Origin of the sequence: Metabacillus arenae (assembly GCF_014773385.1) — a bacterium.
Classification (GTDB): domain Bacteria; phylum Bacillota; class Bacilli; order Bacillales; family Bacillaceae; genus Metabacillus_D; species Metabacillus_D arenae.
This window is the reverse complement of sequence record NZ_JACXAI010000016.1, coordinates 49,336-75,982: the sequence shown is the minus strand read 5'-3', so window position 1 is coordinate 75,982 and position 26,647 is coordinate 49,336. Positions and strand designations below refer to the sequence as shown.

At 37.9% G+C, this 26,647-nt stretch carries 24 protein-coding genes and 1 other annotated feature; of the genes, 2 read left to right on the top strand and 22 right to left on the bottom strand.

Annotated elements, in window-relative coordinates; translation table 11 throughout:
- Window positions 1-24 precede the first annotated feature (24 nt).
- The 11 genes from mreD to IC621_RS13220 all read right to left on the bottom strand — a co-directional run bounded on the left by mreD (window position 25) and on the right by IC621_RS13220 (window position 12,970).
- Window positions 25-543 carry a rod shape-determining protein MreD gene (mreD, locus tag IC621_RS13270; protein WP_191158796.1) on the bottom strand — a complete coding sequence of 173 codons (519 nt, stop codon included), beginning with the start codon at window positions 541-543 and terminating at the stop codon, window positions 25-27.
- A complete protein-coding gene (gene mreC, locus IC621_RS13265) occupies window positions 540-1,424 on the bottom strand; it encodes a rod shape-determining protein MreC (protein ID WP_191158795.1) in 885 nt (294 codons plus the stop codon). Before mreC ends, mreD begins: the two co-directional genes overlap by 4 nt.
- Window positions 1,425-1,449: 25 nt before the next feature.
- Window positions 1,450-2,472, bottom strand: coding sequence for a rod shape-determining protein (locus IC621_RS13260; protein WP_191158794.1), 1,023 nt, complete (start codon window positions 2,470-2,472; stop codon window positions 1,450-1,452).
- A gap of 88 nt (window positions 2,473-2,560) precedes the next feature.
- Window positions 2,561-3,253 (bottom strand): RadC family protein, encoded by a 693-nt coding sequence (gene radC / locus IC621_RS13255; RefSeq protein ID WP_191158793.1) that lies wholly within the window; start codon window positions 3,251-3,253, stop codon window positions 2,561-2,563.
- A gap of 44 nt (window positions 3,254-3,297) precedes the next feature.
- Window positions 3,298-3,876, bottom strand: coding sequence for a Maf family protein (locus IC621_RS13250; RefSeq protein WP_191158855.1), 579 nt, complete (start codon window positions 3,874-3,876; stop codon window positions 3,298-3,300).
- Between the two features lie 307 nt (window positions 3,877-4,183).
- Entirely contained in the window at window positions 4,184-5,227 is a 1,044-nt protein-coding gene (locus tag IC621_RS13245) for an SPOR domain-containing protein (protein ID WP_191158792.1), read from the bottom strand.
- Window positions 5,228-5,402: 175 nt separating this feature from the next.
- Window positions 5,403-6,167, bottom strand: a complete 765-nt coding sequence (locus IC621_RS13240; RefSeq protein WP_191158791.1) for a prepilin peptidase — start codon at window positions 6,165-6,167, stop codon at window positions 5,403-5,405.
- The gene (locus tag IC621_RS13235) at window positions 6,164-6,421 is read right to left on the bottom strand and encodes a type II secretion system protein (RefSeq protein WP_191158790.1); all 258 of its coding nucleotides are present in this window, start codon (window positions 6,419-6,421) and stop codon (window positions 6,164-6,166) included. The genes IC621_RS13240 and IC621_RS13235 overlap by 4 nt, the downstream gene beginning before the upstream one ends.
- Window positions 6,422-6,799: 378 nt before the next feature.
- Window positions 6,800-8,497 carry a sensor domain-containing diguanylate cyclase gene (locus tag IC621_RS13230; protein WP_191158789.1) on the bottom strand — a complete coding sequence of 566 codons (1,698 nt, stop codon included), beginning with the start codon at window positions 8,495-8,497 and terminating at the stop codon, window positions 6,800-6,802.
- Between the two features lie 91 nt (window positions 8,498-8,588).
- On the bottom strand, window positions 8,589-9,890 hold the full coding sequence (locus IC621_RS13225; RefSeq protein ID WP_191158788.1) for a bifunctional folylpolyglutamate synthase/dihydrofolate synthase: 1,302 nt from the start codon (window positions 9,888-9,890) through the stop codon (window positions 8,589-8,591).
- Window positions 9,891-10,327: 437 nt separating this feature from the next.
- The gene (locus IC621_RS13220; protein ID WP_191158787.1) at window positions 10,328-12,970 is read right to left on the bottom strand and encodes a valine--tRNA ligase; all 2,643 of its coding nucleotides are present in this window, start codon (window positions 12,968-12,970) and stop codon (window positions 10,328-10,330) included.
- Between the two features lie 211 nt (window positions 12,971-13,181).
- Window positions 13,182-13,406, bottom strand: a binding site (T-box leader).
- Between the two features lie 293 nt (window positions 13,407-13,699).
- Between IC621_RS13220 and IC621_RS26505 the strand changes: the two genes are divergently transcribed.
- Window positions 13,700-13,891 carry a hypothetical protein gene (locus IC621_RS26505; RefSeq protein WP_224752517.1) on the top strand — a complete coding sequence of 64 codons (192 nt, stop codon included), beginning with the start codon at window positions 13,700-13,702 and terminating at the stop codon, window positions 13,889-13,891.
- A 132-nt stretch (window positions 13,892-14,023) separates the two neighbouring features.
- Here the strand turns inward: IC621_RS26505 and ysxE are convergent, their stop codons facing one another.
- The 8 genes from ysxE to hemA form a co-directional block, all read right to left on the bottom strand.
- Complete coding sequence (gene ysxE, locus IC621_RS13215; protein WP_191158786.1) at window positions 14,024-15,061, bottom strand: spore coat protein YsxE; 1,038 nt, start codon at window positions 15,059-15,061, stop codon at window positions 14,024-14,026.
- Between the two features lie 249 nt (window positions 15,062-15,310).
- Window positions 15,311-16,381: a stage VI sporulation protein D gene (spoVID, locus tag IC621_RS13210; RefSeq protein WP_191158785.1), complete on the bottom strand. Its 1,071-nt coding sequence runs from the start codon at window positions 16,379-16,381 to the stop codon at window positions 15,311-15,313.
- 135 nt (window positions 16,382-16,516) lie between these two features.
- Window positions 16,517-17,806: a glutamate-1-semialdehyde 2,1-aminomutase gene (gene hemL / locus IC621_RS13205; RefSeq protein ID WP_191158784.1), complete on the bottom strand. Its 1,290-nt coding sequence runs from the start codon at window positions 17,804-17,806 to the stop codon at window positions 16,517-16,519.
- Between the two features lie 466 nt (window positions 17,807-18,272).
- The gene (gene hemB, locus IC621_RS13200) at window positions 18,273-19,250 is read right to left on the bottom strand and encodes a porphobilinogen synthase (RefSeq protein ID WP_191158783.1); all 978 of its coding nucleotides are present in this window, start codon (window positions 19,248-19,250) and stop codon (window positions 18,273-18,275) included.
- Window positions 19,251-19,265: 15 nt separating this feature from the next.
- Window positions 19,266-20,051 (bottom strand): uroporphyrinogen-III synthase, encoded by a 786-nt coding sequence (locus tag IC621_RS13195; RefSeq protein ID WP_191158782.1) that lies wholly within the window; start codon window positions 20,049-20,051, stop codon window positions 19,266-19,268.
- Window positions 20,048-20,980, bottom strand: a complete 933-nt coding sequence (gene hemC / locus IC621_RS13190; RefSeq protein WP_191158781.1) for a hydroxymethylbilane synthase — start codon at window positions 20,978-20,980, stop codon at window positions 20,048-20,050. The genes IC621_RS13195 and hemC overlap by 4 nt, the downstream gene beginning before the upstream one ends.
- A 30-nt stretch (window positions 20,981-21,010) precedes the next feature.
- Complete coding sequence (locus IC621_RS13185) at window positions 21,011-21,838, bottom strand: cytochrome C assembly family protein (RefSeq protein ID WP_191158780.1); 828 nt, start codon at window positions 21,836-21,838, stop codon at window positions 21,011-21,013.
- A 17-nt stretch (window positions 21,839-21,855) separates the two neighbouring features.
- The gene (gene hemA, locus IC621_RS13180; RefSeq protein ID WP_191158854.1) at window positions 21,856-23,211 is read right to left on the bottom strand and encodes a glutamyl-tRNA reductase; all 1,356 of its coding nucleotides are present in this window, start codon (window positions 23,209-23,211) and stop codon (window positions 21,856-21,858) included.
- Window positions 23,212-23,450: 239 nt separating this feature from the next.
- Here hemA and IC621_RS13175 point away from each other — a divergent pair, with 239 nt between their 5' ends.
- Complete coding sequence (locus tag IC621_RS13175; protein ID WP_191158779.1) at window positions 23,451-23,936, top strand: LiaF transmembrane domain-containing protein; 486 nt, start codon at window positions 23,451-23,453, stop codon at window positions 23,934-23,936.
- Between the two features lie 118 nt (window positions 23,937-24,054).
- Here IC621_RS13175 and IC621_RS13170 read toward each other — a convergent pair whose 3' ends face one another.
- The 3 genes from IC621_RS13170 to IC621_RS13160 form a co-directional block, all read right to left on the bottom strand.
- The gene (locus tag IC621_RS13170) at window positions 24,055-24,792 is read right to left on the bottom strand and encodes an amino acid ABC transporter ATP-binding protein (RefSeq protein ID WP_224752516.1); all 738 of its coding nucleotides are present in this window, start codon (window positions 24,790-24,792) and stop codon (window positions 24,055-24,057) included.
- 13 nt (window positions 24,793-24,805) lie between these two features.
- Window positions 24,806-25,465, bottom strand: coding sequence for an amino acid ABC transporter permease (locus IC621_RS13165; RefSeq protein ID WP_224752515.1), 660 nt, complete (start codon window positions 25,463-25,465; stop codon window positions 24,806-24,808).
- A 153-nt stretch (window positions 25,466-25,618) separates the two neighbouring features.
- Window positions 25,619-26,407: a transporter substrate-binding domain-containing protein gene (locus tag IC621_RS13160; RefSeq protein WP_191158778.1), complete on the bottom strand. Its 789-nt coding sequence runs from the start codon at window positions 26,405-26,407 to the stop codon at window positions 25,619-25,621.
- Between the last annotated feature and the right edge of the window lie 240 nt (window positions 26,408-26,647).

Genomic DNA, 26,647 nt, shown 5'->3' with positions numbered 1-26,647 from the left:
CAAAGTCCTTTTTGTTCAAATCGTTTAATCATCATTTTGTTCATTACGCAGCTCTGTTAAAAATTTCTTAAAAGGATAGATTAACAGAATCGCAAGCACTGAATTAAGTGCTAATGTTGGCAACAATCGTAAATTTGTAAATTCATGTAATGTCATTAAATAAGAGCTGATTAAAAGCTGAATACCATAAATTAAAAACTCAAGCAGAGCAATAGAGATGATACTCAAGAAAATAATGACTAACACATTGCCATGAAGCACTTTAAGGGTTTTTGCTAGTAAATAAGAAAAAAGTGTAAAAGCAAATAAATAAATCCCGATTACCTCAGTATAAACAATATCATATAGTAATCCGAACACCATTGCATAAATTAGACCATAGGTTTGGCCAACATAAGCTGTTATAAATGCAATAATTAAAAAAACAATACGAGGCACTAAAATTAATTCTTCTGGCACAAAAGTGAATTTTACTAAATGAACGAATGTGCTCTCCATAATAAAGAAAAAGAGAAAGATAAACGAAAAGATAAACTTCTTCATGATTTATCTTCCTCCTCAAACATTGCTTCAGTATCTACATTAGGTGCTGTTCTTTTAGCGACTATAACTTGTTCAAGGTCATAGTAATCTGCTGCAGGTTTTACAAAGGCCATTTTCGTGAGTCCATAGGAATCAGGTTGAACATCCGTGACTTCTCCAATCAATAAACCTTTTGGAAAAAGACCGCCCTTCCCAGAGGTGATGACTTTCTGACCTTTCTCCACTTTGGCACTTGATTCAATCCGCCTTAAGAGCAAAGCTCCCGCTTCCTTATCATATCCTTCAATCAGACCAAAAACATTCTTCCCGTCCTTTCCTTGCACTTCTGCAGAAATACGGTTTTTCCGATCCGGCGCACTTAATAATTGAACAGTGGACGTGAATTCTGAAGCACTTTTTATTTTCCCGATAAGGCCCTTTGATGTGATCACAGCATCATCCTCTTCTACGCCATGCTGTGACCCTTTATCAATGGTTACAAGTTCATACCATCTGTCTGGATTTCTGCCGATAACATTCGAATAAATCGGATTATAATCTCTAAGACTATCAGCTCTCCCAAGCTCTTCTTTTAAAGAATTATTTTCTTTTAAAACATCTTGTAGATTAGATTCAAGCTGCATCTGCTCCTCAAGGCGAGCTTTTAATTTTTTGTTTTCTTCATATGTATTTTTCAGCTCCCCAACATTTTCAAAGAAGCCCGCTACAGATTGTGCGGGCCGATGAAAAACAGTTTGAAAGAGTCCAGTTGAATCTTTAACAAATTTTTCGGGCCAACTTAGCTCTCGGTCATCTCTTAAGGAAAAACCAATCAATGCCACTAAAATAATAATGCTTACGAGCAATAATATGAGTCGCTTATTTAGAAAAAACTGTGGCATGATTTACACCTTCTTATTGTTGTATTTAGCGGCTGTTTCTTGATTTGTTTTTAAACAAATGAATATGCTCTAATGCCTTGCCTGTTCCAATCGCTACACAATCAAGCGGATTTTCAGCAATAAGAACAGGCATATTCGTTTCCTCACTAATGACTTTGTCTAAATTTCGCAGTAATGCTCCACCACCAGTTAACACGATTCCGCGGTCCATAATGTCTGCTGCAAGCTCTGGAGGAGTTTTTTCCAACGTATTTTTCACAGTATCGACAATCGTATATACTGTGTCGTGCAGGGCGTCTGAAATTTCTTTTGCCGTTATTTCAATCGTTTTTGGCAGTCCTGTAAGCAAATCGCGTCCCCTAATTTCCATATTTTCAACACCCTCAGGAGACCCGGCCGAACCTACTTCCATTTTAATAGCTTCTGAAGTACGGTCACCAATCATTAGATTGTACGTTTTCCGGATGTATTGAACGATCGCTTCATCCATTTCATCACCAGCAACTCGAATAGATTGACATGTCACTATTCCCCCAAGAGAAATAATCGCAACCTCTGTCGTACCGCCGCCGATATCAACGACCATACTCCCAGTCGGTTCCCAAACAGGCAAGTTCGCCCCGATTGCAGCCGCAAATGGTTCTTCAATCGTATAAGCATCACGAGCACCTGCTTGACGGGTTGCATCAATAACTGCTCTCTCCTCAACTCCTGTTATTCCAGATGGCACACATACCATCACATAAGGCTTTCCAGAGAAAAACCCCTTGTTCTTCGTTGCTTGTTTAATGTAATATTTCATCATTGTCGCTGTTGTTTCATAGTCCGCAATTACCCCGTCCTTCATTGGGCGAAGGGCAACAACATTACCCGGCGTACGGCCAATCATATTTTTCGCATCATTTCCGACTGCTACAATTTGTTTTGTATCAGTTTGCAAAGCGACTACAGACGGCTCCCTGACAACAATTGCTTTGCCTTTCACAAATACAAGTGTATTAGCTGTTCCTAAATCTATACCAAGGTCTCTCGTACCAATTCCAAACATTTTATGTATCTCCCTTTCTGAAACAAATTGCTTTACATAAAAAAACTCATAACCCTTATTATAGCGCAATTAATCAAAAAAAAAAGTGTTATTGCACATATCCTTTTTCTTTTAAACTAATAAATTTTCGATCTCCAATGATAAGATGATCAAGCAGTTCAATTCCGATCATCCTTCCGCATTCAGCCAAACGTTTCGTAACCTCTATATCTTCACGGCTTGGCGAAGGGTCTCCAGACGGGTGATTATGTGCACAAATTAAGGAAGCTGCAGAACGTTTGAAAGCTTCTTTAAAAACTTCTCTAGGGTGGACGATCGATGCATTCAAACTGCCAATAAAAATCGTTTGTTTATGAATGACTTGATTTTTTGTATTTAAATAAAGGCAGACGAAGTGCTCCTGCGTTAAAAACCGCATTTCCTCCATTAAAAAATCTGCACCATCCTGCGGCGAACGAATGATATATTTGTCGTCATAAACCAAATTACTAATTCTTCTTCCTAACTCTAAGGCAGCAAGAATTTGAACGGCTTTAGCTTTTCCAATTCCTGAAATGCTTGTAATTTCATCAACTGTTGCTTCCTTTAGTAACCTTAAACCTTCAAAATGATTTAGCAGCCTGTTTGATAATTGAAGAACAGACTCTTTTTTCGTTCCTGTCCTCAGTAATATAGCCAGCAATTCATGATTAGAAAGACTTTGAGGGCCATCCTTTAACAGCCGTTCTCTAGGTCTTTCATCTTCTGGGAAATCTCGGATTTTTAATGCGGATACATCCACTTTGGTTCCTCCTTGTTTCCCCTTCCTCCAAGAAACATGTCTATTTAAATGGAAAAATTCATTTTTCTTAGCTCTCTAACAGTAAGGGATACGGGAAGGCCGACAACAGTAAAATAATCACCGGCAATCTCTTTAACTAACACTGACCCCGCTTTTTGAATTCCATAGGATCCGGCTTTATCGAAAGGCTCGCCTGTTTGAATGTACTGTTTGATTTCCTGTTCTGACAGAGCCCAAAATGTGACAGTTGTTTTTCCATAAAAGCAATTTACCACATCATTTTTTCTTATACACACACCAGTAAATACTTCATGGGTATCGCCGGAAAGCATGGATAGCATGTCATATGCTTCTTGTTCATTATGAGGCTTTCCTAACATTTGTCCGTTCTTAGCAACAATTGTATCGGCTCCAATGACAAACGAATCAGGAAAACGATCAGCGACAGCATCTGCTTTTTGTTTTGCAAGAGACATAACTAATTTTTCAGGAGATAATGTGTTATCCAGTGTCTCCTCTACGTCACTGACAATTACAGTAAAGGGAATATTAATATTTTCGAGTAGTTCTTTTCTTCGGGGAGATCCAGATGCAAGTATGAGGTGTTGTTTCAAGAGCGCCATCCTTTCTATGTAAAATGTTTCAGAAATTTGGAGATACAAGCTTATCCTACCAAACATTTTCCTAGGAATCCATATCGATTAAGTTAAATTTCGATTAAATTCTACAAAAGGAATAGGGCAAGCCTTCTGGAAAGGCGACTTGCATTATTAGGAATATCTGGATAATGAATCACACACTTTCCTTTTACTGCATGACTTTAAGATTCATTGAAAAAAGCCTGATTTTTAGCATTCATCGCTAAACGATCAGGCTTTGATTATTAATTTGTATTTTTAAATTTCATGTAATCTCATCCTAGGAGTCTTTTTATTTAGCCACTAGTAAGGATAAACTATCTAAGAGGTTTTGCTGGGCAGACCATCCGCCTTCCTTTGTTTCCTTCTTGATACCGTTTAGAGCATTTGTAAGATTTTCTTTTATTTTTTTCGGTGTTTCTTCTTTTGGAGAGGATTTCTCCAGCTGTTCGGTTATGGATGCAAGTTCATCTGTTTTTACTGGTTGTTCGTTAATTGTTTGCGTTGAAAGAGTTGCGAGGCCTTTAATAATTTCCATAAATGGCTGGCTTTCCTCAGTTAGTGACAATTCTAGGGATAATTGCTTCCCTCCCCAGGGTTCCACTTCACTAGATTGTTGAAAAATGCTGCTAATAGATTCTGTATCATCTTTCTCATTTCCAATCCCAACATAGACAACCTGCCTTTCACCGTCAGGAAGTACAATGGCTGGCAACCCTTTACTTTTTATATCTTCGGCAACGGAAAGTGCTCCGTCTCTAGAAGTAAAGCTGCCAGCTTGAACAGCAAACCCCTCATAAGTACTTGCAGCTCCAGCTGATTCCTTGTCTCCTTTTTCATCCGCTTTTTCTTCTGTATCTGTCAAGCTGGGTGTATCTTTATTTTCTCCTTGTAAAGAAGCAAAGACAGGCATATCTTCATTTGACATAAATTGCAAAGCAATCGTACCAAAGCCTACACCTAACACGACCGCCAATAGAATCGTTGTTATAAACTTTTTTAACGGAAAGTGAATGGGTTGTTTCTTTTTACTTTGTGAAAAATAAGGAGATTGATTTTTCTTTTTCCGTTTAGTTGTTGGAATAACTACTTTAGGATCTTCTTTAAATACTTCCTCCTCATCCGGAAGAAGCCATGGAAATGATTCTTCATTAGACCCAGGCTGTTTAGCAGCGGCGGTTTCTTTTTCTGCGTTCACTTTTTCTTCCCATGTAGAGACAGTGAAATCTTCACTTGTATCGTTCAATGGTTTTTCTAATTGGCCGGATGCTTCTGTTACTTCATTCTCTTTTCCATTTATCTTTATCTTCAAATCACTGTTTTTTTGCTTGTCCATATGTTACACCGCCCTTATTATTCACACGTTCATCTTATGATTGTAAACATCCTATCATATCTAAAGAAAAAAAGAACAAGACATTTGTCGTCTTGTCCATAAAGGTTTCGTCAAATAATATGGGTATTCGTCACCTTTTTCAGAAGTGCAGATATTTAGACAGAATGACAAAATTTTATATATTAAAAGATATTTGCAAATACCACCTAATCATTTCGTCGCCGAAGAAATAGGCAGCTAAAGCACCTGTCATAATAAATGGAGCAAAGGGGATCGGCTTTTTCCGATTTATATACCCTGCAAGTAATCCTATTCCGCCTGCTGTTGCTCCAAGGAGAGAAGCTAAGAAAAGGGTTAGTAAAACCAGTTTCCATCCTAATACAAATCCAAGCAGGGCAAATAGCTTTATGTCTCCTCCACCCATGCCCCCTTTTGAAAGGTAAGCAATCGATAAAAGCAGACCAAAACCAACAATCGCCCCTATTAAAGAATCAGACCATGAAACAAACGGAATAAATAAATGTTCAATAATAAAGAAGCAGAAGAAAAATAATAGTACTTTGTCAGGTATGATCATATAAGTAAGGTCGGTAATAAACAAAATGATAAAGAGTGAGATAAACGTCAGCGCCACTAGCAGTTCGGCTGTCCATCCTATGAGTACAGGGGAAATCGTAAAGAGCAAAGAGGTTAGCAATTCCATAATCGGATATAGAGGAGAAATAGGCATGTTGCACTTTTTGCATTTTCCTTTTTGAAAAAGATACGAGAAAATTGGAATTAATTCCATTGAAGTTAACATATGACCACAACAGGGGCATGAAGATCGGGGAGCAATAATCGATTTGTTAGCTGGTACTCGCAGACCGACTACATTATAAAAGGAGCCTAAAAGAAGACCGAGAATTGCCAAAAGGCAATAGCCTAGAAAATAACTCATAAAAAAACTCTTGATTCAGCTGAATGATCTTGATACTCTGGAAGATCCAAGTTCTTAATAATATCCAGTTCGTTCAGCACTTCTGTCTGAGGCTGATGAGTTTCAACTAATTGATCAGCTTCTGCTTTTGTATTCCCGAACATCTCTCCAATTACAGGAACAGCAATAGCCGCAATCATCCCTAGTAAAACAATAATACAAAGTAACCCGATTAAAGATAACCCTTTTTGACTTTTCATTATTTTTTTCAGCACATGTCATCTCCTTTTTGACTGGATTATTTTACCTTTTCCGTGCATTCTCTATGATTATATCACGACTAATTACAAATATATTGTTAATTTTAAGTAAAATTAGGTGGTTATTCTATTTAAAGGATAGTCTCATTGTCCACCTGACAAAAAAAGCTGTGTACATGGGGAAGATAGAATTTTTGGACCTCCGTTCAACACACAGATTCGAATTAACATGGAGAGGCTAAAAATTCTCCATTTCAATAAGATACATTTTTGTTGTTTGTATGAATATAGTCTTTACCAGAATTTCTAAACATATAAATAAACACCTAAATCCTTATTAGGTGTCAACTCTACTTTTCGGACAACTGCTTTCGTTTTGCCTATTTCACATATTCAGAAACACGATTTCTTCCTGCCTTTTTGGCTCCTATATAACATGGCCCGGTCGGCATGACGAAGCAGCTCGAACGGATTATTCGCATCATATGGAGCTGTAGCAAAACCAATGCTGGCAGTAAGCTGAATCGATTCTTTCCTTTCTATATCACCCAGCGCTGGTTCGATTAAAAAGGATTTATTTGCAATCGTTTGCCTTATTCCCTCGGCTTCTATATAACAAGCTTCTTTCTCAACGTTTGGAAGCAATACTACAAACTCTTCGCCCCCATATCTTGCAACTGTCCCTTTATTGCCAACAAAAGCAGAAAGTCTTTCCGCCAATTGAACTAGGACGGTATTGCCTGATTGGTGTCCATAGTTGTCGTTTACAGATTTGAAAAAATCAATATCTAAAAGAATGAGAGACAATGTAGCTGTATGTCCATATTTTAAGCGTTCAAATTCCGTTAATAGCAGCTGTTCTAAATATCTGTAGTTGTAAACGTTCGTTAAAGGGCAGCGTTCACTTTGAGCACGCGTTTCTTCATAGCTTCTGGCGTTTTCAAGGGCAACACCTAAATGAGCTGTAATAAGCTCTACAATTGTGAGCTGATCCTGCAGAAATGCCCTTTTTTGTTTTGAGGCGAGAAGAACAACTCCTGTAACTTTTTGATTCCGTAATACTGGAACGGCCATTATGCTTTCAATTGAATTTGCAAATAATGTGCAGGTGATATGATTCCAGTGCTGCCTCTTTTTATAAAGAATTCCTCTTTTCAAGTTAATAACAAGATTACTAATTTCATCATTTATCAGGAATAACGGCTCCTCTTGGTCAGATAGCATTCCTTGCTCCGCTTTTCTTATGACTTCTATATGATGAGTATCCACTACATCTATTACAAAGGTATAATCAGACTTGATCATCGACATTAAATGATTAATAAAGAGATCTAATGCTTCGTCAACATTGAGCCTCTCAGTTAATTGGTGACCAAATTCACTAGTTCTTTTTAAATATCTATTTAACCTTTGACTTGAATAATAGAGGGTAATAATAAGAGAAAGAATTAAGTAAGGAACGCCCACAACTAGTAAAGCTTTTACCCCTGTCTCAACATACAGAAAATACAGTACAACTCCAACCGGGTAGATTAATAGTGAGGAGTAGATTTCCCACAAAAAGTCTCTTGTAATAAATCGATCATTTCGTTTATAAAAAATCTTTCTTATCAACCTAAGCAAAAAATGGTTTGTCAGAAAGACAGATAATCCATATAGTAGGATGGCTCCCAAAAAGAAAAAAGAAAAATCATTTTCACCGGTTTCTCCTCCTACTGCATAGTAAATTAAGCCGCTTACAAGCGAGACGATTAGAAACATAAGAGAGTTAGTAGGCAAACGGTGGATATCTCTCTTTCCTACTCTTAATTTAAACATAAGAACCAAAATCGAAATTTGCATGAAAATCATTTCCACGAATAAACCAAAAAATAAAAATACAGCGATTGATACACCTTGCACAAAAAAAATGGGTGTTTCATTAACGATAATCGGAAAAAAGGTGACGACACACATTAAAAGAAGGAAAGCAACCATTTCAAATTGAAAGACTGGCGGGGGAACTAGTTGATATGTACTAAAGAGAATGATCGGCAGGAATGTTCCCCAACAAGCCCACAAAATGAGTTTCCACTTCAATTCAATGTCCATCACCCCCTCAGGCCTAAGCTTCATATATGTTTTATTTTATCAAATATCCATTTATTTGTCTTATTTTTTCGGGACTTTTTACCTAATATCATTATAGCTTTTTTCGACAATATCTCCTAACAAGGGAAATAAAATAAAGTGAACCTGTTATGATAATGACATCCTCCTGTGATTTTTGTCGAACGACAGAGTCAATTGCTTCTTTCCAATTTTCAAAAAGGAATTTCTTCATTGACTTTGATGCGTCATACAATTGATGAGCACTTGCTGCTCTTGGAAATGGGAAGCTTGTGAAAGAAATCGTTTTAGCGATAGAGTCTAACTTCGAAACCATTTCTTTAAAGTCTTTATCTTCTAATGCACTAAATAAAATATGAATGCTCCGGTCTTTATAATGTCTATTTAATACAGAAACTAAGCTATCAATTCCTTCTTGATTATGTGCACCGTCGATAATCACTTCAGGATTTTGATGGATTCGTTCAAATCTGCCTATCCAGCTCGTTTTCATTAACCCTCTTCGAATCGATTCATCATTCATTGTAAATAAATTGTTAGCGTTGAGCAGGTCAGCAGCCATGACAGCAAGGGAAGCATTATGAATTTGGTGAAGGCCCCGCATGTTGATTTTAACGCTTTTATAGCTATGATTAGGAGTTTTTACAGAAAATAGCTCACCACTATTCAAGACTTCCATGTCATGAACATAAAAATCCTTGTCTATAACAAACGGTTGTGAGTCCTTTTGGTTTGCTTTTTCAAGAATGACTTTTAGTGCGTCATCATCTTGAACACCGGTAATAACCGGTATATTTGGCTTAATAATTCCCGCTTTTTGTCCTGCAATTTCCTTAAGGCTTTTTCCTAAAATGTTCATATGATCATGGCCAATGCTTGTTATGATTGACATTATAGGCTCAACAATATTAGTAGAGTCATAAAGCCCTCCTAAACCCACTTCAAACAAAACAGCATCAACTTCTATCCTGTTACCGAAGTAATGAAAAGCCATTGCTGTAATGACTTCAAATTCTGTTGGAGAACCTAAATGTGTTTTTTCAAGTTTTTCAACAAGCGGTTTGATCTCTTCAACAAGATTCGTTAAATTTTGATCTTCAATTGGTAAGCCGTTTATACTTATTCGTTCATTAAACGTTTCTATATATGGAGAAGTAAATGTTCCAACTGAATAACCGGACTCATTTAAAATATTCCTTAAGTAAGCAACTGTCGAACCTTTTCCATTTGTTCCGCCAACATGTATAGCTTGTATTTTTTTTTCAGGATTACCTAGCTCCTTCATCATCCATTTCATTCTTTCTAAACCAGGCTTTATCCCAAACTTCAAACGTGAATGGATCCAGTCGACTGCTTCTTCATATGTAAATGCCATCCTTCAACCCTCACTTCTTAGAACCAATTTCTTTTTTTATAAACTGTATTTGTAATGTAGCCCTAAGGCAAAAGAAAAACGTAAGGCGCTAATTCTTTAGTGACCTAGATCGAGCACAAAACGAGCTCACGAAAAGGAAGTCTTTTCCTATTTGGGAAGATTTATTTGTACCCTTATCACCCACTGGACCTTGTCAAAAGATGACTCAAATAATGAGTAAATAATTTAACCTGTAATCTGAAATGATGATAAAAACTCGGGTGAACGAAAATTCACCCGAGTTTACCATTTATCCCCTATTAATGAATAGATAGTAAATCTTCATGCCTTATCTTTTTCAAAAAATATGGGGGGATAACTTAACCGAAGTTGACTGAATGGTGCGGAACGATCAGTCAGCAGAGAATAAAGAAACTCCTGATGATTAAAGTTTCACTTTATCCTTTTAATTCTGAAATTCTTGCAAGCACTGCTGCACGTTTTTCAACATAGTCACTTTCTTTTGCTTTTTCCTCATTAATAACTTGAGCAGGTGCTTTTTTCAGGAATCCTTCATTTCCTAATTTATTTTGAACACGCTCTACCTCTTTGTTAAGTTTATCCAGCTCTTTTTCCAGACGCTTTACTTCTTCCTCGATATTGATAAGTCCCTCAATCGGAAGAATAAGCTCTGCACCTGTCACGACAGCGGTCATTGCCTTTTCAACTGCTGGAAGCTCTGTCTTAATCGTTAATGAAGAAGTATTACAGAATCGTTCTAGGTATGAGCGATTTTTGTCCAGCTGCTCTTTCACCTCAGCTGACTTTGCCTTGATTTGAAGTTCGATTTGTTTACTCATCGGTGTGTTGACTTCCGCACGAATATTACGTATAGACCGAATTACCTCAACTAAAAGCTTCATTTCATTAGCTGCTGCTTCATCAGTAAGCTCATGTTTTACTTTTGGCCAGTTAGAGACTGTAATGGATGCTCCTTTGTGTGGAAGGTTTTGATAGATTTCTTCGGTAAGGAACGGCATGAACGGATGAAGAAGCTTCATCGTTTCTTCAAGAACATGAGCTAAAATTGAACGAGTCGTTTTTTTTGCGACTTCATTATCCCCATAAAGAGGTAATTTTGCCATTTCAATATACCAATCACAGAAATCATCCCAAATAAAGTTATACAAATGACGGCCGACTTCCCCAAACTCGTAGCGTTCGGCTAAATGAGTCACCGTTTCAATCGTTTCATTTAAACGAGTTAAAATCCATTTATCAGCTACAGACTTTTCTCCTGTAATATCGATTTCTTCGTGTTTTAAGCCCTCCATATTCATTAAAGCGAACCGGGAAGCGTTCCAGATTTTATTGGCGAAATTCCATGTTGCTTCTACTTTCTCAAAGCTAAATCGCAAATCCTGTCCTGGCGAGCTGCCGGTTGACAAGAAATAACGAAGGGAATCTGCCCCATATTTTTCAATTACCTCCATCGGATCTACACCATTTCCAAGCGACTTACTCATTTTACGACCTTGTTCATCGCGTACTAGTCCATGGATAAGTACATCTTTAAAAGGGCGTTTCCCTGTGAATTCAAGCCCTTGGAAAATCATTCTTGATACCCAGAAAAAGATAATATCATACCCCGTTACTAATACGTCTGTCGGATAAAAACGCTGATAATCAATGGATTCTGTATCAGGCCAGCCCATTGTAGAAAATGGCCATAGCGCAGAGCTAAACCAAGTATCTAATACATCATTATCCTGTTCCCAGTTGCCTAAGTCTTCAGGTGGCTCATGAGCGACATATACTTCACCGGTTTCTTTATGATACCAAGCAGGAATACGGTGCCCCCACCATAATTGACGAGAAATACACCAATCACGAATGTTTTCCATCCAGCGTAAATAAGTTTTCTCAAAACGGTCTGGAACGAAATGAACCTTTTCTTCTTTATTCTGCAATGCAACAGCAGCATCAGCAAGCGGCTGCATTTTAACAAACCATTGCGTGGATAAATACGGCTCTACAACTGATCCGCTTCGTTCACTATGTCCTACAGAGTGCATGTGCTCTTCTATCTCGAAAAGAACGCCAGTTTCTTTAAGGTCCTGAACGATTTTCTTCCTGCATTCAAAGCGATCCATTCCTTGATATTTTTTTGCATTTGCGTTCATTGTTCCATCTTCATTCATTACAAGTACTCGTTCTAGGTTATGACGATTTCCAATTTCAAAATCGTTCGGGTCATGGGCTGGAGTAATCTTCACAGCACCTGATCCAAATTCCATATCAACATAATCGTCGCCGATAATCGGAATTTCTCTGCCGACAATTGGGAGGATAACTTTCTTTCCAATAAGATGCTTATATCGTTCATCCTCTGGATGTACTGCAACCGCAGTATCCCCAAGCATTGTTTCCGGCCGCGTTGTGGCGATTTCAATATGACCGGATCCATCTGCCAGCGGATAACGCATATGGTAGAACGCTCCTTGAACATCTTTATATATAACCTCAATATCAGACAAAGCTGTTTTTGTTGCAGGATCCCAGTTAATAATATATTCCCCGCGATAGATAAGACCTTTCCTGTATAAATTAACAAATACTTCTCTTACTGCTTTTGAAAGGCCTTCATCTAATGTAAAACGCTCTCGTGAATAATCGAGCCCCAGCCCAATTTTCGCCCACTGCTCTCTTATATGACCTGCATATTCTTCTTTCCATTTCCATGTTTCTTCAATAAACTTCTCCCGTCCAAGATCATAACGTGATTTTCCATCCTCACGGAGCTTTGCTTCTACTTTTGCTTGAGTAGCAATCCCAGCATGGTCCATTCCTGGCAGCCATAATACATCAAAACCTTGCATACGCTTAATACGTGTCATAATATCTTGTAGGGTTGTATCCCAAGCATGGCCTAAATGAAGCTTTCCGGTTACATTTGGAGGCGGGATAACGATCGTGTAAGGCTCCTTATCTTGATCATTTGCAGCTTCAAAGAACCCACCTTTCATCCAAAAGTCATAACGATCCTTTTCAATGGCGCTTGGATCATATTTTGTTGGTAATGTTCTTTCGTTGTTCTCCATTATTTACCTCCTGTATTTAAGGCTGATTTCATCCAAATTTATTGCTCTTACAACAAAGTTTACAACTTGGGATTAAAATACCTCCCCTAGGTAAGGGAATTGAAGTGTGACTAGAAGCAATTGACGTTTAGCCTATTGGCTTTCACTGGTCCCTTTATGTTAAGCAGCAACAACTCTTAGAAAAGAGCCAAAATAAAAAACTCCCTCCATCCAAAAGGACGAAAGGAGTGAAATTTCGCGGTACCACCTTTTTTCACAGAAAAAAAGCTTTTCTGTGCTCTTAAAAAGATAACGGTTCAAACCGATTTCCTCTACTGTTTTCAAGGAAATTGCTCATGGACGACCTTCCAATGCGACGGCTTAGGAAATCTCACAGCTTTGATTTCCCTCTCTGAAAAGCCTCTTTCATCGTACTCTTCCCAATCTGTGCATGCATATCAATATGTATATATGTATAGTATTAAAAAACCTTTTTTTCGTCAATCATCTTTCCCATTTTAGGTGAAAATTATACTAAAAATAAAATGTTAAGTAATAAGCAAATAGGATTGTTACATTCATACTACAACTTACAGCTCGGTGGAATGAACGTTGAATTTAGCGGAACGAACCTTGTAATGAACAAATGCTGGACTTTGGATACTTACCTATTAATCTTTGCCTAGACAGGCACTTGTCTTTCCTCTTATACATAAGATTACTGTAACAATGATTATGGAGGAAACTAGCATGAGACAAAAGTTTAACCGCTATACTCTCCCATCATGGGTAAGACAAGTGCGGTCAGTCGGAGTCCAGATAATCATCCCCTTAACCATATTCCAGGGTATACGGACATTATTTTTCCCAACCACCTTTGATGTGTTCCTGCTTGCTATTTTAATACTTCTTGCCCTCGCCTTTCATTTTGAAGTGTTTTAACCCTTCTACTGTCGTAATGTTGAAGGGTATATCTTTTATACTAAACCTATAATACGTTACAACTTTAATCATCTTAAACTTTCTGAAACGACAAAAAAATAGCACCTAAACTACTGGTGCCGGCGTTACAATTTAAGATTCAGCCGCTTCTTGCTCAGCTTTTTTCCTTGCTTCGATATCTGATATAGTCATTACCAAATGTTCAATATTTTTGAACTGCCAATAGGCTTTTGTAATTTCTTTTGTTTCTTCTAATTGTGATTTTTTTGACCGATTTTTTTTCTGGTAAGATTGCACAACCTTATAGATTGAGTTTGGATAAGCAAGATAGCTTAAAAAGAGGTTTTTCTCCTCTTCTTTCAACGGAAAGTTTGCAGAGTACGTATAAAACCAGTCGACACATTCATTGCATGTAACAGGATAGGAGTTTAAAGTTCGAAAATAAAAGAGAAGAAGATCATTTATCGGCGGTGCATATGCAGCTTGTTCGAAATTAATAAAATGTCCTGTCCCCTCATCATCATATAAAAAATGATGAGCTGATAATCTTCCATGAATATAAACAATTCTCGTTTCTTCCAGATCCTTCACAGCTTCAAACCATTCATCCAGCTTTTCAAGGGCAAAGTCTGTTGCTCGAGAAGCCTCAATATAATAGGTCAGTGCTTGCAATTCAAAAGGAGATACATACCATTTCTTCTCAGACTTGTCGACAAATTTTTCATAATTCATTTTATTTTCATTCCATAACTGCTTTGTCTTTTCATAGTATATTCTTGTTTCTTCTTTGTTTAATGGTATTTCTTTTATCGTTTTTTTATGAAGTTCTGCCGCCTCTTTAAAAAGGTATTTGTGGCGCTCATCTCGCTCTTCATCTTGAAAAGGCAAATACCAGGGCATTAAGTAGTATTGTTTCTCCCCATCCGTTACAATTGGATGTTGCTCTTTTGTTGAGAATATGGGGACAAACGATTGATAATTACTTTTATATAGATTTTCGTATGTTTCAAAAAATCTCTGATTTCTTGCTGATGATAATTCTTTTAATGCAAAAGATCCTTGTGCAGTGTAGACTTTATATACTTTTTTACTAATTACCTCAACATATTCTATATCCAAACCATAATGAGAAACTATTGCTCTAATCTTTTCAGTCAACTCTTTTGCCATTACGCAGCCTCTCCTTCATCCCTTTCTAACGGATGATCCTCCTCTATAAGGGCTACTATAGTGATAAACATAAACACTTTCCATTATTTTAAACAGTATATATTGGAAAAAACAGCATGAATAACGATTCAGCTGTTTCTTCCAATGGCTGTTTTCGCAAACTTTGTTTCTATTTGAAGCAAAGCCTATCACTCTGCAATCGATGAAGTATCGATTGTCTTTATTTAAATATCAATGATACTCTAAATTTCAGCTCCCTACATATGCCGGTATATATACAATCTGTCCTTCGTAAACATCTTGATCAGCACCGAACTGATTCACTCTGCTTAGCTGCTGGAGCGTGATATCATACCGTTCGCAAATCGTATGGACTGTATCACCTTGCTGAGCGATACAAATTTTCAGTTTTGAAAATTCTTCTTCATTTTCTCTTTCAAACAGCTTTGTTAGATACAGTGAGTTATCACTCTCTTTTTTCGAAACAATCTCTTCTTGTTCTTCCCGCCCTTCCTTTTCTGCTTTGTCTTGCTTGGGTTCACTATAAAAATGAGAAGAATAATGAACTTCTGGTTCTTGGTCTTTTTCCTCTTTTTCTTCAAGGATCTGCTTTCTTACTTCTACTTCGAATGGTTCATAAACATGTTCTTGAACAGATTCATCTTCATAAGGTGATTCAATTGCGGCATTCGAATAGGTTTTTTCTTCAAGCTTTTCTTCTTCTTCATCAACTAATTTCTCTTCTTCATAAGCTAACGCTTGAGGACCTCTGTAGAGAGCTTCCAATTCTTCTTCTGCCGCTTCTACAGGTTCATTATCTTCTATTTCTTCTTCGATTTCTTCTTCAAGCTTGATACTTTGCATTTCTTGATCTTCATCCACTCTTTCAGCTTCTTGATCTGAAATTCCGCATATTGATAAGTCTGCCACCAGCTTTATACACTTTTGTTCAGGAATTTCATAATCAAAAGATTCAATCATGACATACACATCATCCAGGTTGGATATCCGATTTTTAGGAATTGTAATATCTACCGGAAAACGATGTGATAGGATACTAATTCCATCTTCTCTAGTTGAGACCTCATTCACATACCGATAATGCGAGTACTCAAACGATTCTTCCGCCCCGTCCTGCTCTTCATCTATTTTGTACTCACCATGAAGTTTGAGTGCACCTCGGATGGAAATATACTGATCATGCTCATAAATGGCGATGTCGGGATCTAAGGAGATTGATAATAGCTCTGAGACTTCCTGTCCTTTTTGAAACCATACAGATTCTTCTACTGAGAAACGTAGAGGTGATTCCTGTGACATTAATAAAATCCTCCTTTCGTCAATCAAACAAACGAATACTATGACATTAAAGGTTTATGTGACAAAAGGATAAAATATGATAACTAAATAAGGGATCAGGCACCAATATAATTTATGGTGCCTGATCCCAGGTCTTTATCTAGCAATCTTTGCAAAAGCTTCCTCAGCAGCTTGAATTGTTTTTTCCAAATCTTCATCTGTATGTGCTGTTGATAAAAATAGTCCTTCAAATTGGGAAGGAGGTAAAAATACACCTTTCTCCGCCATTTCACGATAATAAACAGCAAACATCGCTAAATCAGAAGTTTTAGCTTTCTCAAAATTAGTGACTGAATTATTTGTGAAGAAGAATCCTACCATAGAACCTGCACGATTAACAGCGTGAGGAATATGATATTTTTCTGCAGCTTTTTTCAGCCCATTTTCAAGAAATTCTGCTTTTCGATTAAATTCTTGATAGCTGGCAGGAGATAATTGTTTTAATGTTTCAAACCCGGCTGTCATGGCAAGAGGATTTCCGGAAAGTGTCCCCGCCTGATAGATCGGACCGCTCGGGGCAATTTGTTCCATGATTTCTGCTTTGCCCCCATAAGCTCCAACAGGCAACCCGCCTCCAATTACTTTTCCTAAACATGTTAAGTCGGGAGTCACATCAAAATATCCTTGAGCTGAGTGATAATCTACCCGGAAACCAGTCATAACTTCATCAAATATCAATAAAGAGCCATTCTGAGAAGTTATCTCTCTTAGGCCTTCCAGAAACCCGGGTTGTGGAGGAACGACTCCCATGTTGCCTGCAACCGGCTCTACGATCACACCAGCAATATCGTCACCGAATTGCTCAAATGCATAGCGAATACTTTCTAAATCATTATAAGGGACTGTAATAGTATTTTTGGCTACTCCTTCAGGAACCCCTGGACTATCAGGCAAACCTAATGTCGCAACACCAGAACCAGCTTTAATTAATAAAGAGTCACCATGTCCATGGTAACATCCTTCAAACTTAACAATTTTATTTCTGCCCGTATATCCCCTTGCAAGACGAAGAGCACTCATCGTCGCTTCTGTACCTGAAGAGACCATTCTGACAATTTCAATTGATGGTACTCGTTCAATCACTAGCTTTGCAAGTTCATTTTCAATTTCTGTAGGAGCACCGAAACTTGTTCCGGATTCAACGACTTTTTTCACTGATTCAACTACTTGATCATTTGCATGGCCGAGGATGAGAGGCCCCCAGGAAAGAACATAATCAATATACTCGTTTCCATCAATGTCATAAATTTTAGAACCCTTTCCACGCTCCATGAAAATTGGATCCATGTTTACAGACTTAAATGCCCGAACCGGACTATTTACGCCGCCAGGCATTAATCTATTTGCCTTCTTGAAGGCAGTTTTTGACTTTTGAAAGTTTCTCATCATTTAGAACCCCTTTGTTAATAGATTTGAGGTTATGCCGCTCTTAACAGCCAAACCATGAAATAAAGCTTTATCAATAATGATGAAAATGACTATTTTCACGTGAATATGCAGCCCGCCTCTAGATTCTAACGAAGCAAAAAGAAGTCACGATAACTTACCCTAAAAACGCCGCAGCCTGTGGGCCACTGGATGATAAACAGTGGAATATTAATGAAAAGAAGACAAAATTGTCATGTCCCATATGTCTTCTTTTGCACATCCTGTATACATGAACCCCATGCTTTGCCTGCAAATTTCACTTTACCCTACTTATAAATGGCAGAAAGATCAATCAACTGTCCGCAAGAGTCAAGAAAAAAGGAACACAGACTAAGAACCCGACATTCTGCAGCAACGTCTGTGTGACCAACATCCTGTGGGCCTCAGACTGACCATCAGAAAAACCACTGATGGAAGTTTCACTTTATTCTTGTTTAAGCCAGCGTGAAACATCTTTTGCAAAATAAGTGATAATTAAGTCTACTCCAGCACGCTTCATACTTGTTAACATTTCTATTACAATTGTTTTTTCATCAATCCAGCCATTTTGTGCTGCTGCTTTTATCATCGAATATTCTCCGCTTACATTGTAGGCTACTACAGGTAAATTAAAGTTGTTTTTAACATCGCGAATAATATCCAAATAAGATAAAGCAGGCTTGACAATCAAAAAGTCCGCTCCTTCTATCACATCAGATTCAGCCTCTCTCAAGGCTTCCATTCGGTTAGCCGGATCCATTTGATATTCTTTACGATCTCCAAATTGAGGTGTGCTGTGCGCAGCATCACGGAATGGTCCATAAAAAGCACTCGCATATTTCACAGCATAGGACATAATTGGAACATCTTCAAACCCAGCTTCATCAAGACCATGTCTGATTGCAGCAACGAAGCCGTCCATCATATTAGAAGGTGCGATAATATCTGCACCCGCTCTCGCTTGGCTTATTGCGGTTTTAGCTAAAAGGTTTAGAGTAGGATCATTTAAAATTTTCCCGTTTTCCACAATCCCGCAGTGCCCATGGCTGGTGTATTGGCATAAACATGTATCTGCTGCAACAACCAGTTCTGGAAAACTTTCTTTAATTTGAGAGATTGCTTTTTGTACAATTCCAAGGTCATGATATGCCTGAGAACCAACTTCATCTTTTTCGGCCGGAACACCGAAAACAATCACGGATTGGATTCCAAGGCCCACCAGCTCATCGATTTCCTCATTTAGGTAATCAAGAGAAATGTGATATACATCTGGCATAGAAGGGACTTCCTTCTTAATTTTTTCCCCTTCCACAACAAAAATCGGATAAATAAAATCTTCTGTACGTAAATGGGTTTCTCTTACAAGCGACCTCATTCCAGCGCTGTTTCTTAACCTGCGATGTCTATTAAATTGTAAGTCCATCTTACAGCTCCTCCTCTACGATCTTTCAAAAGTAGCCATCAATTCAATCATGCAATCAATTGTATATTTTGCCGGCATATATCCTTTATATCCATACTTCTCTAATGTATCTCTAGTAATAGGGCCAATACAAATAAAATGAACTGATTTTAATAAAGCTTCGAGCTCACTTTTACGAATGACGTCCATAAACCGGTCTACAGCTGAAGAGCTTGTAAATGTTATATAGTCTATTTCATTCTTTGCGAGCGAATCAGTTAGAATGGAAATAGCTTCATCGTTATGTACATTTTGATAAACCGTTAATGGCGTGATATTAATATGATGATTACGCATTCTTTCAATAATGATTTCTCTAGATAAGTTACCTCTAATCAACAAAGCACTCTCATCCTTATTAATAACAGCCGTTAAAGCATCCGCTAATCTTTCAGCCACAAACTCATTTGGGGTTACTCTTACAAAAAAACCAAGCTTTTCAAGGCTGGCTTTTGTTTTTTCTCCCACAGCTGCTATTAGATGATTCTTAAGCAGGCTTTTGCTTAACCCATATTTGTCAAACAGCTTAAAAAAATAGCGAACACCGTTTACACTCGTGAAAATAAGCCACTTATAAGTATGCAGGTTACGAAATACGCTTTGAATTTCTTCCGATTCGGGTGCAGGCTTAAATGATATAAGCGGCGCTAAAATCGATTCAGCACCTAACTTCTCAATTTTTTCAACAAATGGAGCGGCTTGTGTTCTGCTTCTGGTGATTAATACCTTCTTCCCTTTTAACGGCTCTTTAACAGACCTCATCCTTGCCCTAGCTCCTCTTTCACTCGATCGATCAGTGTTTTTGCTCCTTGTCCTGCTAGTCTATTCGAAACAGCATGGCCCACCTCGATAGGGTCTTTTCCACATTCCATTTCTTTATAAATAGTTTTTCCGTCTGGTGAAGCAATTAAAGCGGTTAATGTCACTTCTCCTTTGTTTACGGTTGCATATCCCGCAATCGGAACCTGACATCCTCCTTCCATTTTATGAAGGAAGGCCCTTTCCGCATAAACAGCTTTAGCCGTGATCTCATCCTGAACATGAGCAAGTAATCCAAGCAGCTCTTTATCATCTTTTCGGCATTCAATGGATAAAGCACCTTGTCCAACTGCAGGTAAACATACATCAGGATTTAAAAATTCAGTCACAACATCTTTGCTCCATCCCATTCTGGATAAGCCTGCAGCTGCCAGAATAATCCCGTCATATTCTTCATTTTTCAGCTTAGTAAGCCTTGTATCAATGTTTCCTCTAATCCACTTGATCTCAAGGTCAGGGCGTCTAGCCAAAATCTGCGCACCGCGACGCAAGCTGCTTGTGCCGATAACTGCTCCTGCAGGTAATTCAGCAAGGCTTTTATGGTCTTTTGAAATAAGGGCATCACGATGGTCCTCTCGAGCAGGAATACAACCAATCGTAAGTCCTTCAGGCAATACTGCTGGCATATCCTTCATACTGTGTACAGCCATATCAATTTCACCGTCAAGCATTGCCTGTTCAATTTCCTTTACGAAAAGGCCTTTCCCGCCAACTTTAGACAACGTAACATCTAAAATACGGTCACCCTTTGTGACGATCTCTTTTACTTCAAACTCAAACGGCAGCCCTAATTGTCTTAATTGGTCAATAAACCAATTCGTTTGTGTAAGAGCAAGCTTACTTCTTCTGGAACCTACGATAATTTTTCGCATGTAACAAATCCTCCTACTTGTGACTGAACCTTATGAAAACCAGTGAAAATTAGATAAACTTCCAAATAAGAAAAAGTTAATTAGTAGAACAAGGAAAGATGCAGCATTCCATAATGCAATATTTCTTCCTTGCAGACCGGTAACCGTTTTTTTATACAAATAAACGCTATAGGCTCCCAAAACCAAAAACGAGCCAAGTACTTTTGTATCAAACCAATGAAATTCAGGAAGTTTAATATATGCCCAAACCGCTCCGAGTATAAGGCTTAATAACAGCATAGGTACTCCAATAACAGTTAAAACATACGACATATGATCCAGCTTTGACAAATCTTCAATTCTTAAAAGCCGTTTACCCCATTTTTTCTTTTTCAGCAGATTATATTGAAGCAAATACAAGCTTGAAAAAACAAAGGATATTGAAAACGCTCCATAGCTTAAAATCGCCATGGTAATGTGAATAAATAACAGCTCTGATACTAGCTGACCTGATACTGCAGCCGATTGACCCTCTGATGGAGAAAATGTATGTATAGCGAGCATCATAAAACCAAGAATATTCGTAAAAAATACAATGAACTCTACTCTAAGGAATTTAGCTATCGCTAGCGAAAGAGTGACTAGTACCCAAGTATAAAAATAGAGTCCTTCGGAAATATTTAAAATTGGGAATCTACCTGTTGTATACATCTGATAAAACAAAAAAATTGTTTGTAAAATCCAAACAATAGAAAGCAACCAGAAAGCTGACTGATTCGCCTTCCGGTTGTGATGGAGAAAATCTATAAAATACAATAAGACACTGACAGCGTAGATGATCAGGGTGACTTCATTGAGCCGCAAACTTGTATCTATCATAGTAAAATTCCTTTCACTTACAATTGAAGTGAAACTTTCTTCTCTTTTACCCGGTTTGATTTAATAAAAGAAGCTTCCGATTCATCGTGGTTAGACAGTTCTCTAACTGCCTGTTCAATATCAAAAATTTTCATAAACAAATCAAGAGATTGTTCTGCATCCTCTTCTGCAGCTAATTCTTTTACTTTTAAGATCGGGTCACGAAGCATTTGATTAATAATGCTTTTTGTATGTTTGTTAAGTAATTTTATTTCACGTTCAGTAAGATTAGGCAATTTCCGTTCAATGCTTTGCATCGTTTCAGCTTGGATTGTCAAAGCTTTCTCTCTGAGCGCAGAAATGACAGGAACAACTCCCAATGTTCCTAACCATTGCTTAAAGGTAACAATTTCTGCTTCGATTAACAGTTCAATTTGTTCAGCAGCCACTTTACGCTCCACAAGATTCGCTTCCACAATTCCTTCTAAATCGTCTATATCATAAAGAAAAACACTTTCTAATTCAGCTAATGCTGGATCAAGGTCGCGGGGAACAGCAATATCTACCATGAAAAGAGGACGGCCTTTTCTTAACTTTTCCACCTTCACCATTAGCTTTTTCGAGATAACGTAATCTTTCGAACCAGTTGAGCTAATTAATATGTCAGCATCAACCAATGCGCTTTGCAGCTCATTTATTGATTTGGCGTCGCCAGAAAACCGTTTTGCAAGCTCTTCAGCTTTTTCAATTGTCCGATTGACAACAGTTACCTTTCGAACACCATTGCCATGCAAATTTTGAGCAGCAAGCTCCCCCATTTTTCCAGCACCTAGGATGAGAACATGCATAGATGATAATTGGCCAAAAATCTTTTTAGCCAGCTCCACTGCTGCATAGCTCACAGATACCGCATTAGAGCCAATATCTGTTTCGTTGTGGGCTCTTTTTGCCACTGTCACTGCTTGTTTGAACAAATGATTAAAAACAGTCCCGATTGTTTCCTCTTTCTGAGCCAGCAAAAAGCTTGATTTAACCTGGCCGAGAATTTGAGTCTCTCCAAGTACCATTGAATCCAGGCCGCACGATACTCTAAAAAGGTGCTCTACAGCCCCTTCATTTTCGTAAAATGTCAAATAGGGAGAAATATCTTCTTTCTCCATTTCAAACCAGTCTGCCAAAAATCTTTTCATGTAGTATCGACCAGTATGAAGCTGATCAACGACGGCATAGATCTCTGTTCGATTACAAGTAGAGACAATTATATTTTCAAGAATGCTCTTTTGATTTTTTAATTCCTTCATGGCATCCCCAAGAGCACTTGTATTAAAGCTCAATTTTTCCCGAATTTCGACAGGGGCCGTACGATAATTTAAGCCGACAACTAAAATATGCATGTGTGTTTTCACACCCCCAGAAACAATATAACTAGTACTATTATAACATGCAAAAGAAAATGCATGATTGTAAAATGTGAAAAGAAAATGAAAGTCGCAAGTGTAGATGTCTATGATATAGTAAGAACAGAAAACTCATATGACAAATTCTATACCGTTTCATTTCAACAATCAACTTGTACAATATCAAAAAAAGGGCTTTCAATCAAGAGAAACAACTTACATACGAGGTGTTAAAAATGAAAAATATTTCTACTATTATACCATATATGCTATTGAGTATTGGTACCTTTTATTTCCTCCAAACTTTCAACTATTTAAAGCTGCAAGCTGAAAACCATTGGCAAATGCTTTTGTTGTTTTTTGGTATCTCGTTTCTTATTACTGCAAGAACAGAGAGAGAGGCTTCTTATTTTTTGCCGGGCATTGCACTTTCAGGGATCGGGCTCCATTTTTTACTTCTGCAGCATTATTCAGTTTGGCCTGATACGATACCTGCCTTCATCCTTATCATCGCGCTCTCCTTATTTGCTCTCGGTAAAGGAAGAAAAAATGGATATTTCCCCGGTGTTGTGGTGCTGGCAGTTGGGTTATTTATACATTTTTATGAACAAGTCATAAATAGTTTTTCCTTTATCCAGCCATATCGCGCGTACTTTGATAAATACTGGCCAATCCTGCTAATTGTTACCGCTTTTTACTTATTATTTATAAAAAGGAAATAAACTATTCAAGGTGCCAGGCACCAAATTGAAAATTTGGTGCCTGGCACCTTGAATTAAAAAAGAAATCAGCTCTTTCGCTGATTTCATCTATTCTCACTTCCGACCTCCCACATCCGATTTATAATACAGCCTGCAAAAATTCTTTTGTTCGCTGCTCTTTTGGGTCATCAAAAAGCTGATTTGGCTGTCCGACTTCGACAATTTTTCCATCATGCATGTAGACGACAGAATCTGCCACTTCTCTTGCAAAGCCCATTTCATGAGTGACAACGATCATTGTCATTCCTTCTTGCGCAAGCTGCTTCATTGTTGAGAGGACCTCCCCAACAAGCTCAGGATCTAGTGCAGACGTTGGTTCATCAAACAGCATGACCTTAGGCTTCATCGCAAGTGCACGTGCGATAGCAACGCGCTGCTTTTGTCCGCCTGATAGTTTTGATGGATAGGTATTTTCTTTATCTTGCAGTCCTACCTTCTGAAGAAGTTCTCTTGCCTCTTTCACAGCTACCTCTTTTTTCACTTTTTTTACGTGTACAGGCGCCTCTATTATATTTTCAATAACGCTCATATGCGGAAACAGATGAAAATGCTGAAAAACCATACCAACCTGTTGGCGGATTTCGTTTAAATTGTTATTCTTTTTGTCTATTTCCTGACCTTCTAAGATAATTCTTCCACTCTCTTTTAATTCTAGAAAATTGACACATCGTAAAAGTGTACTTTTACCAGAACCGCTCGCCCCTATTAAACAAACCACTTCATTCTCATAAACTTTCATATCGATATCCTTTAAGACGTGAAGATCTCCGAACGATTTATTTAATTTTTCTATTTCAACTATTTTTTTCTTTTCCATTTGAGAGCCTCCTTTAGTCACTTGCGGACATTTTCTTCTCAATAAAACGAACAAGTAACGACAACAAGAGGACAAGGAATAGGTAATATACCGCCACAATTATGAGATAGGTCATATTGTCGAAATTATTTGCCCCTAGTGTTGTTGCGACGTTAAATAGTTCGCTCATACCTATAAAAGCAGCTAATGACGAATCTTTTAATGCAATAATAAACTGATTTCCAAGCGGCGGCAGGGCTCTGCGAAATGCCTGTGGAAGTATAATTCGTCTCATTGTAAGAAAATTACTCATCCCAAGAGATCTTCCGGCCTCCATTTGCCCTTTATCAATTGATTGGATGGATCCCCTGAATATTTCAGCAATGTAAGCACCATTATGAAAAGCTAGTCCTAATGCAACAGACCAAAATTGTGAAATATTTAGTGAAGTAAGCCCGAAATAGAAAATAAAGATTTGAACAATTAGAGGTGTTCCGCGAACAATATAAATATAAAAATCGGCAATCAATGTGAGGATTTTCATTTTAGATATTTTTAAGAATGCAAAAAACAAGCCGATAACCACTGCAATCAATACGGATATCGCCGTAACTTGCAAAGTGACTAGCATGGCCTTTAGAAATATATCAAAAGTATTTCCGAATTCCTCAACAATACGCATGAAACTAGGCATAGTTGTTCACTCCTTGCTATTCGTGGTCCTTGCTTTAAAATACGGGCAGTGAAAAAACAAGATGCCATTATCCTCGACTAACACACTCATATAGACAGAGTGTTCATTCGAGGAGCCTGGCATCTCCAGTTTGGCCTTAGGCAACCGTCGATTTTACTTCTCGTCAGGATTAACTGTGATGTCTTTCCCAAAGTATTTCTCGCTGATCTCTTTTAACGTACCGTTCTCTTTCAATGTTTTAAGAGCACTATTTATCTCATCTAATAATTGTTCATTTTCTTTTGCTACAGCGATTGCCTGCTCACTCTTTCCTATCAGTTCTCTTCCTTCTATTTTAAATCCAGAGTTAATACCTTCTGCACCTGTTACAGAATCTGTGATAACAGCGTCGTGTTTCCCTTTACTTAAAGCTTCAAGGGCTGTTACATCACTATCATATGCCACAACGTTTGGTGTTTTCTCTGATGCAAGCTTTGCATAGGTAGACCCTTTGGAAACACCTACTTCTTTGTCTTTTAAATCATCGATTGTTTCGATGTCGCTATCTGGCCGAACAAAAATCTGAGGTCCCGAATAGTAATAAGGAGTTGAAAAATCAACATGTTCAGCACGCTCATCTGTTATCGTATGACTGGCGACAGCTGCATCAAACCGACCTGTTTTAACCCCCTCGACTATACCGGCAAATTTAAATTTCTTTTGTACAGGCTCTAATCCGAGCTCTTTTGCAACAGCTTCTGCTACATCAATATCAAAGCCCGACATTTTTCCCCCGCCTTCAGTCACACTAAACGGTTTAAATTCTCCTGAAGAAGCAAATGTAAATTTATCTGCCTCAACTAGATCCATCCCTCCCTCACCTGAACTTGATGAGCTCCCGCAAGCAGCCAAAAGTCCAATTGTGAGTACTGAGATGATTGAAATAATCATTCGATTCTTCATTGATGTTTGTCCCCCTATTATAAACAGAATTTTTTACCTTTTCTCATTTTACAAACAATAAGTTTTTATTACAAAAGTAATATTTCGTAATAATCTTTTCTTATCATTCTCCTGAACGATTTACAGTTCATTACGATGACCATACTTATTAATCCATTCAATCCCTTAACTTTCCTCCTTTTTCGATTTAATTCGACAATGAATAATCAATCTTCCTACCTATTACTTCTTATGTAATCA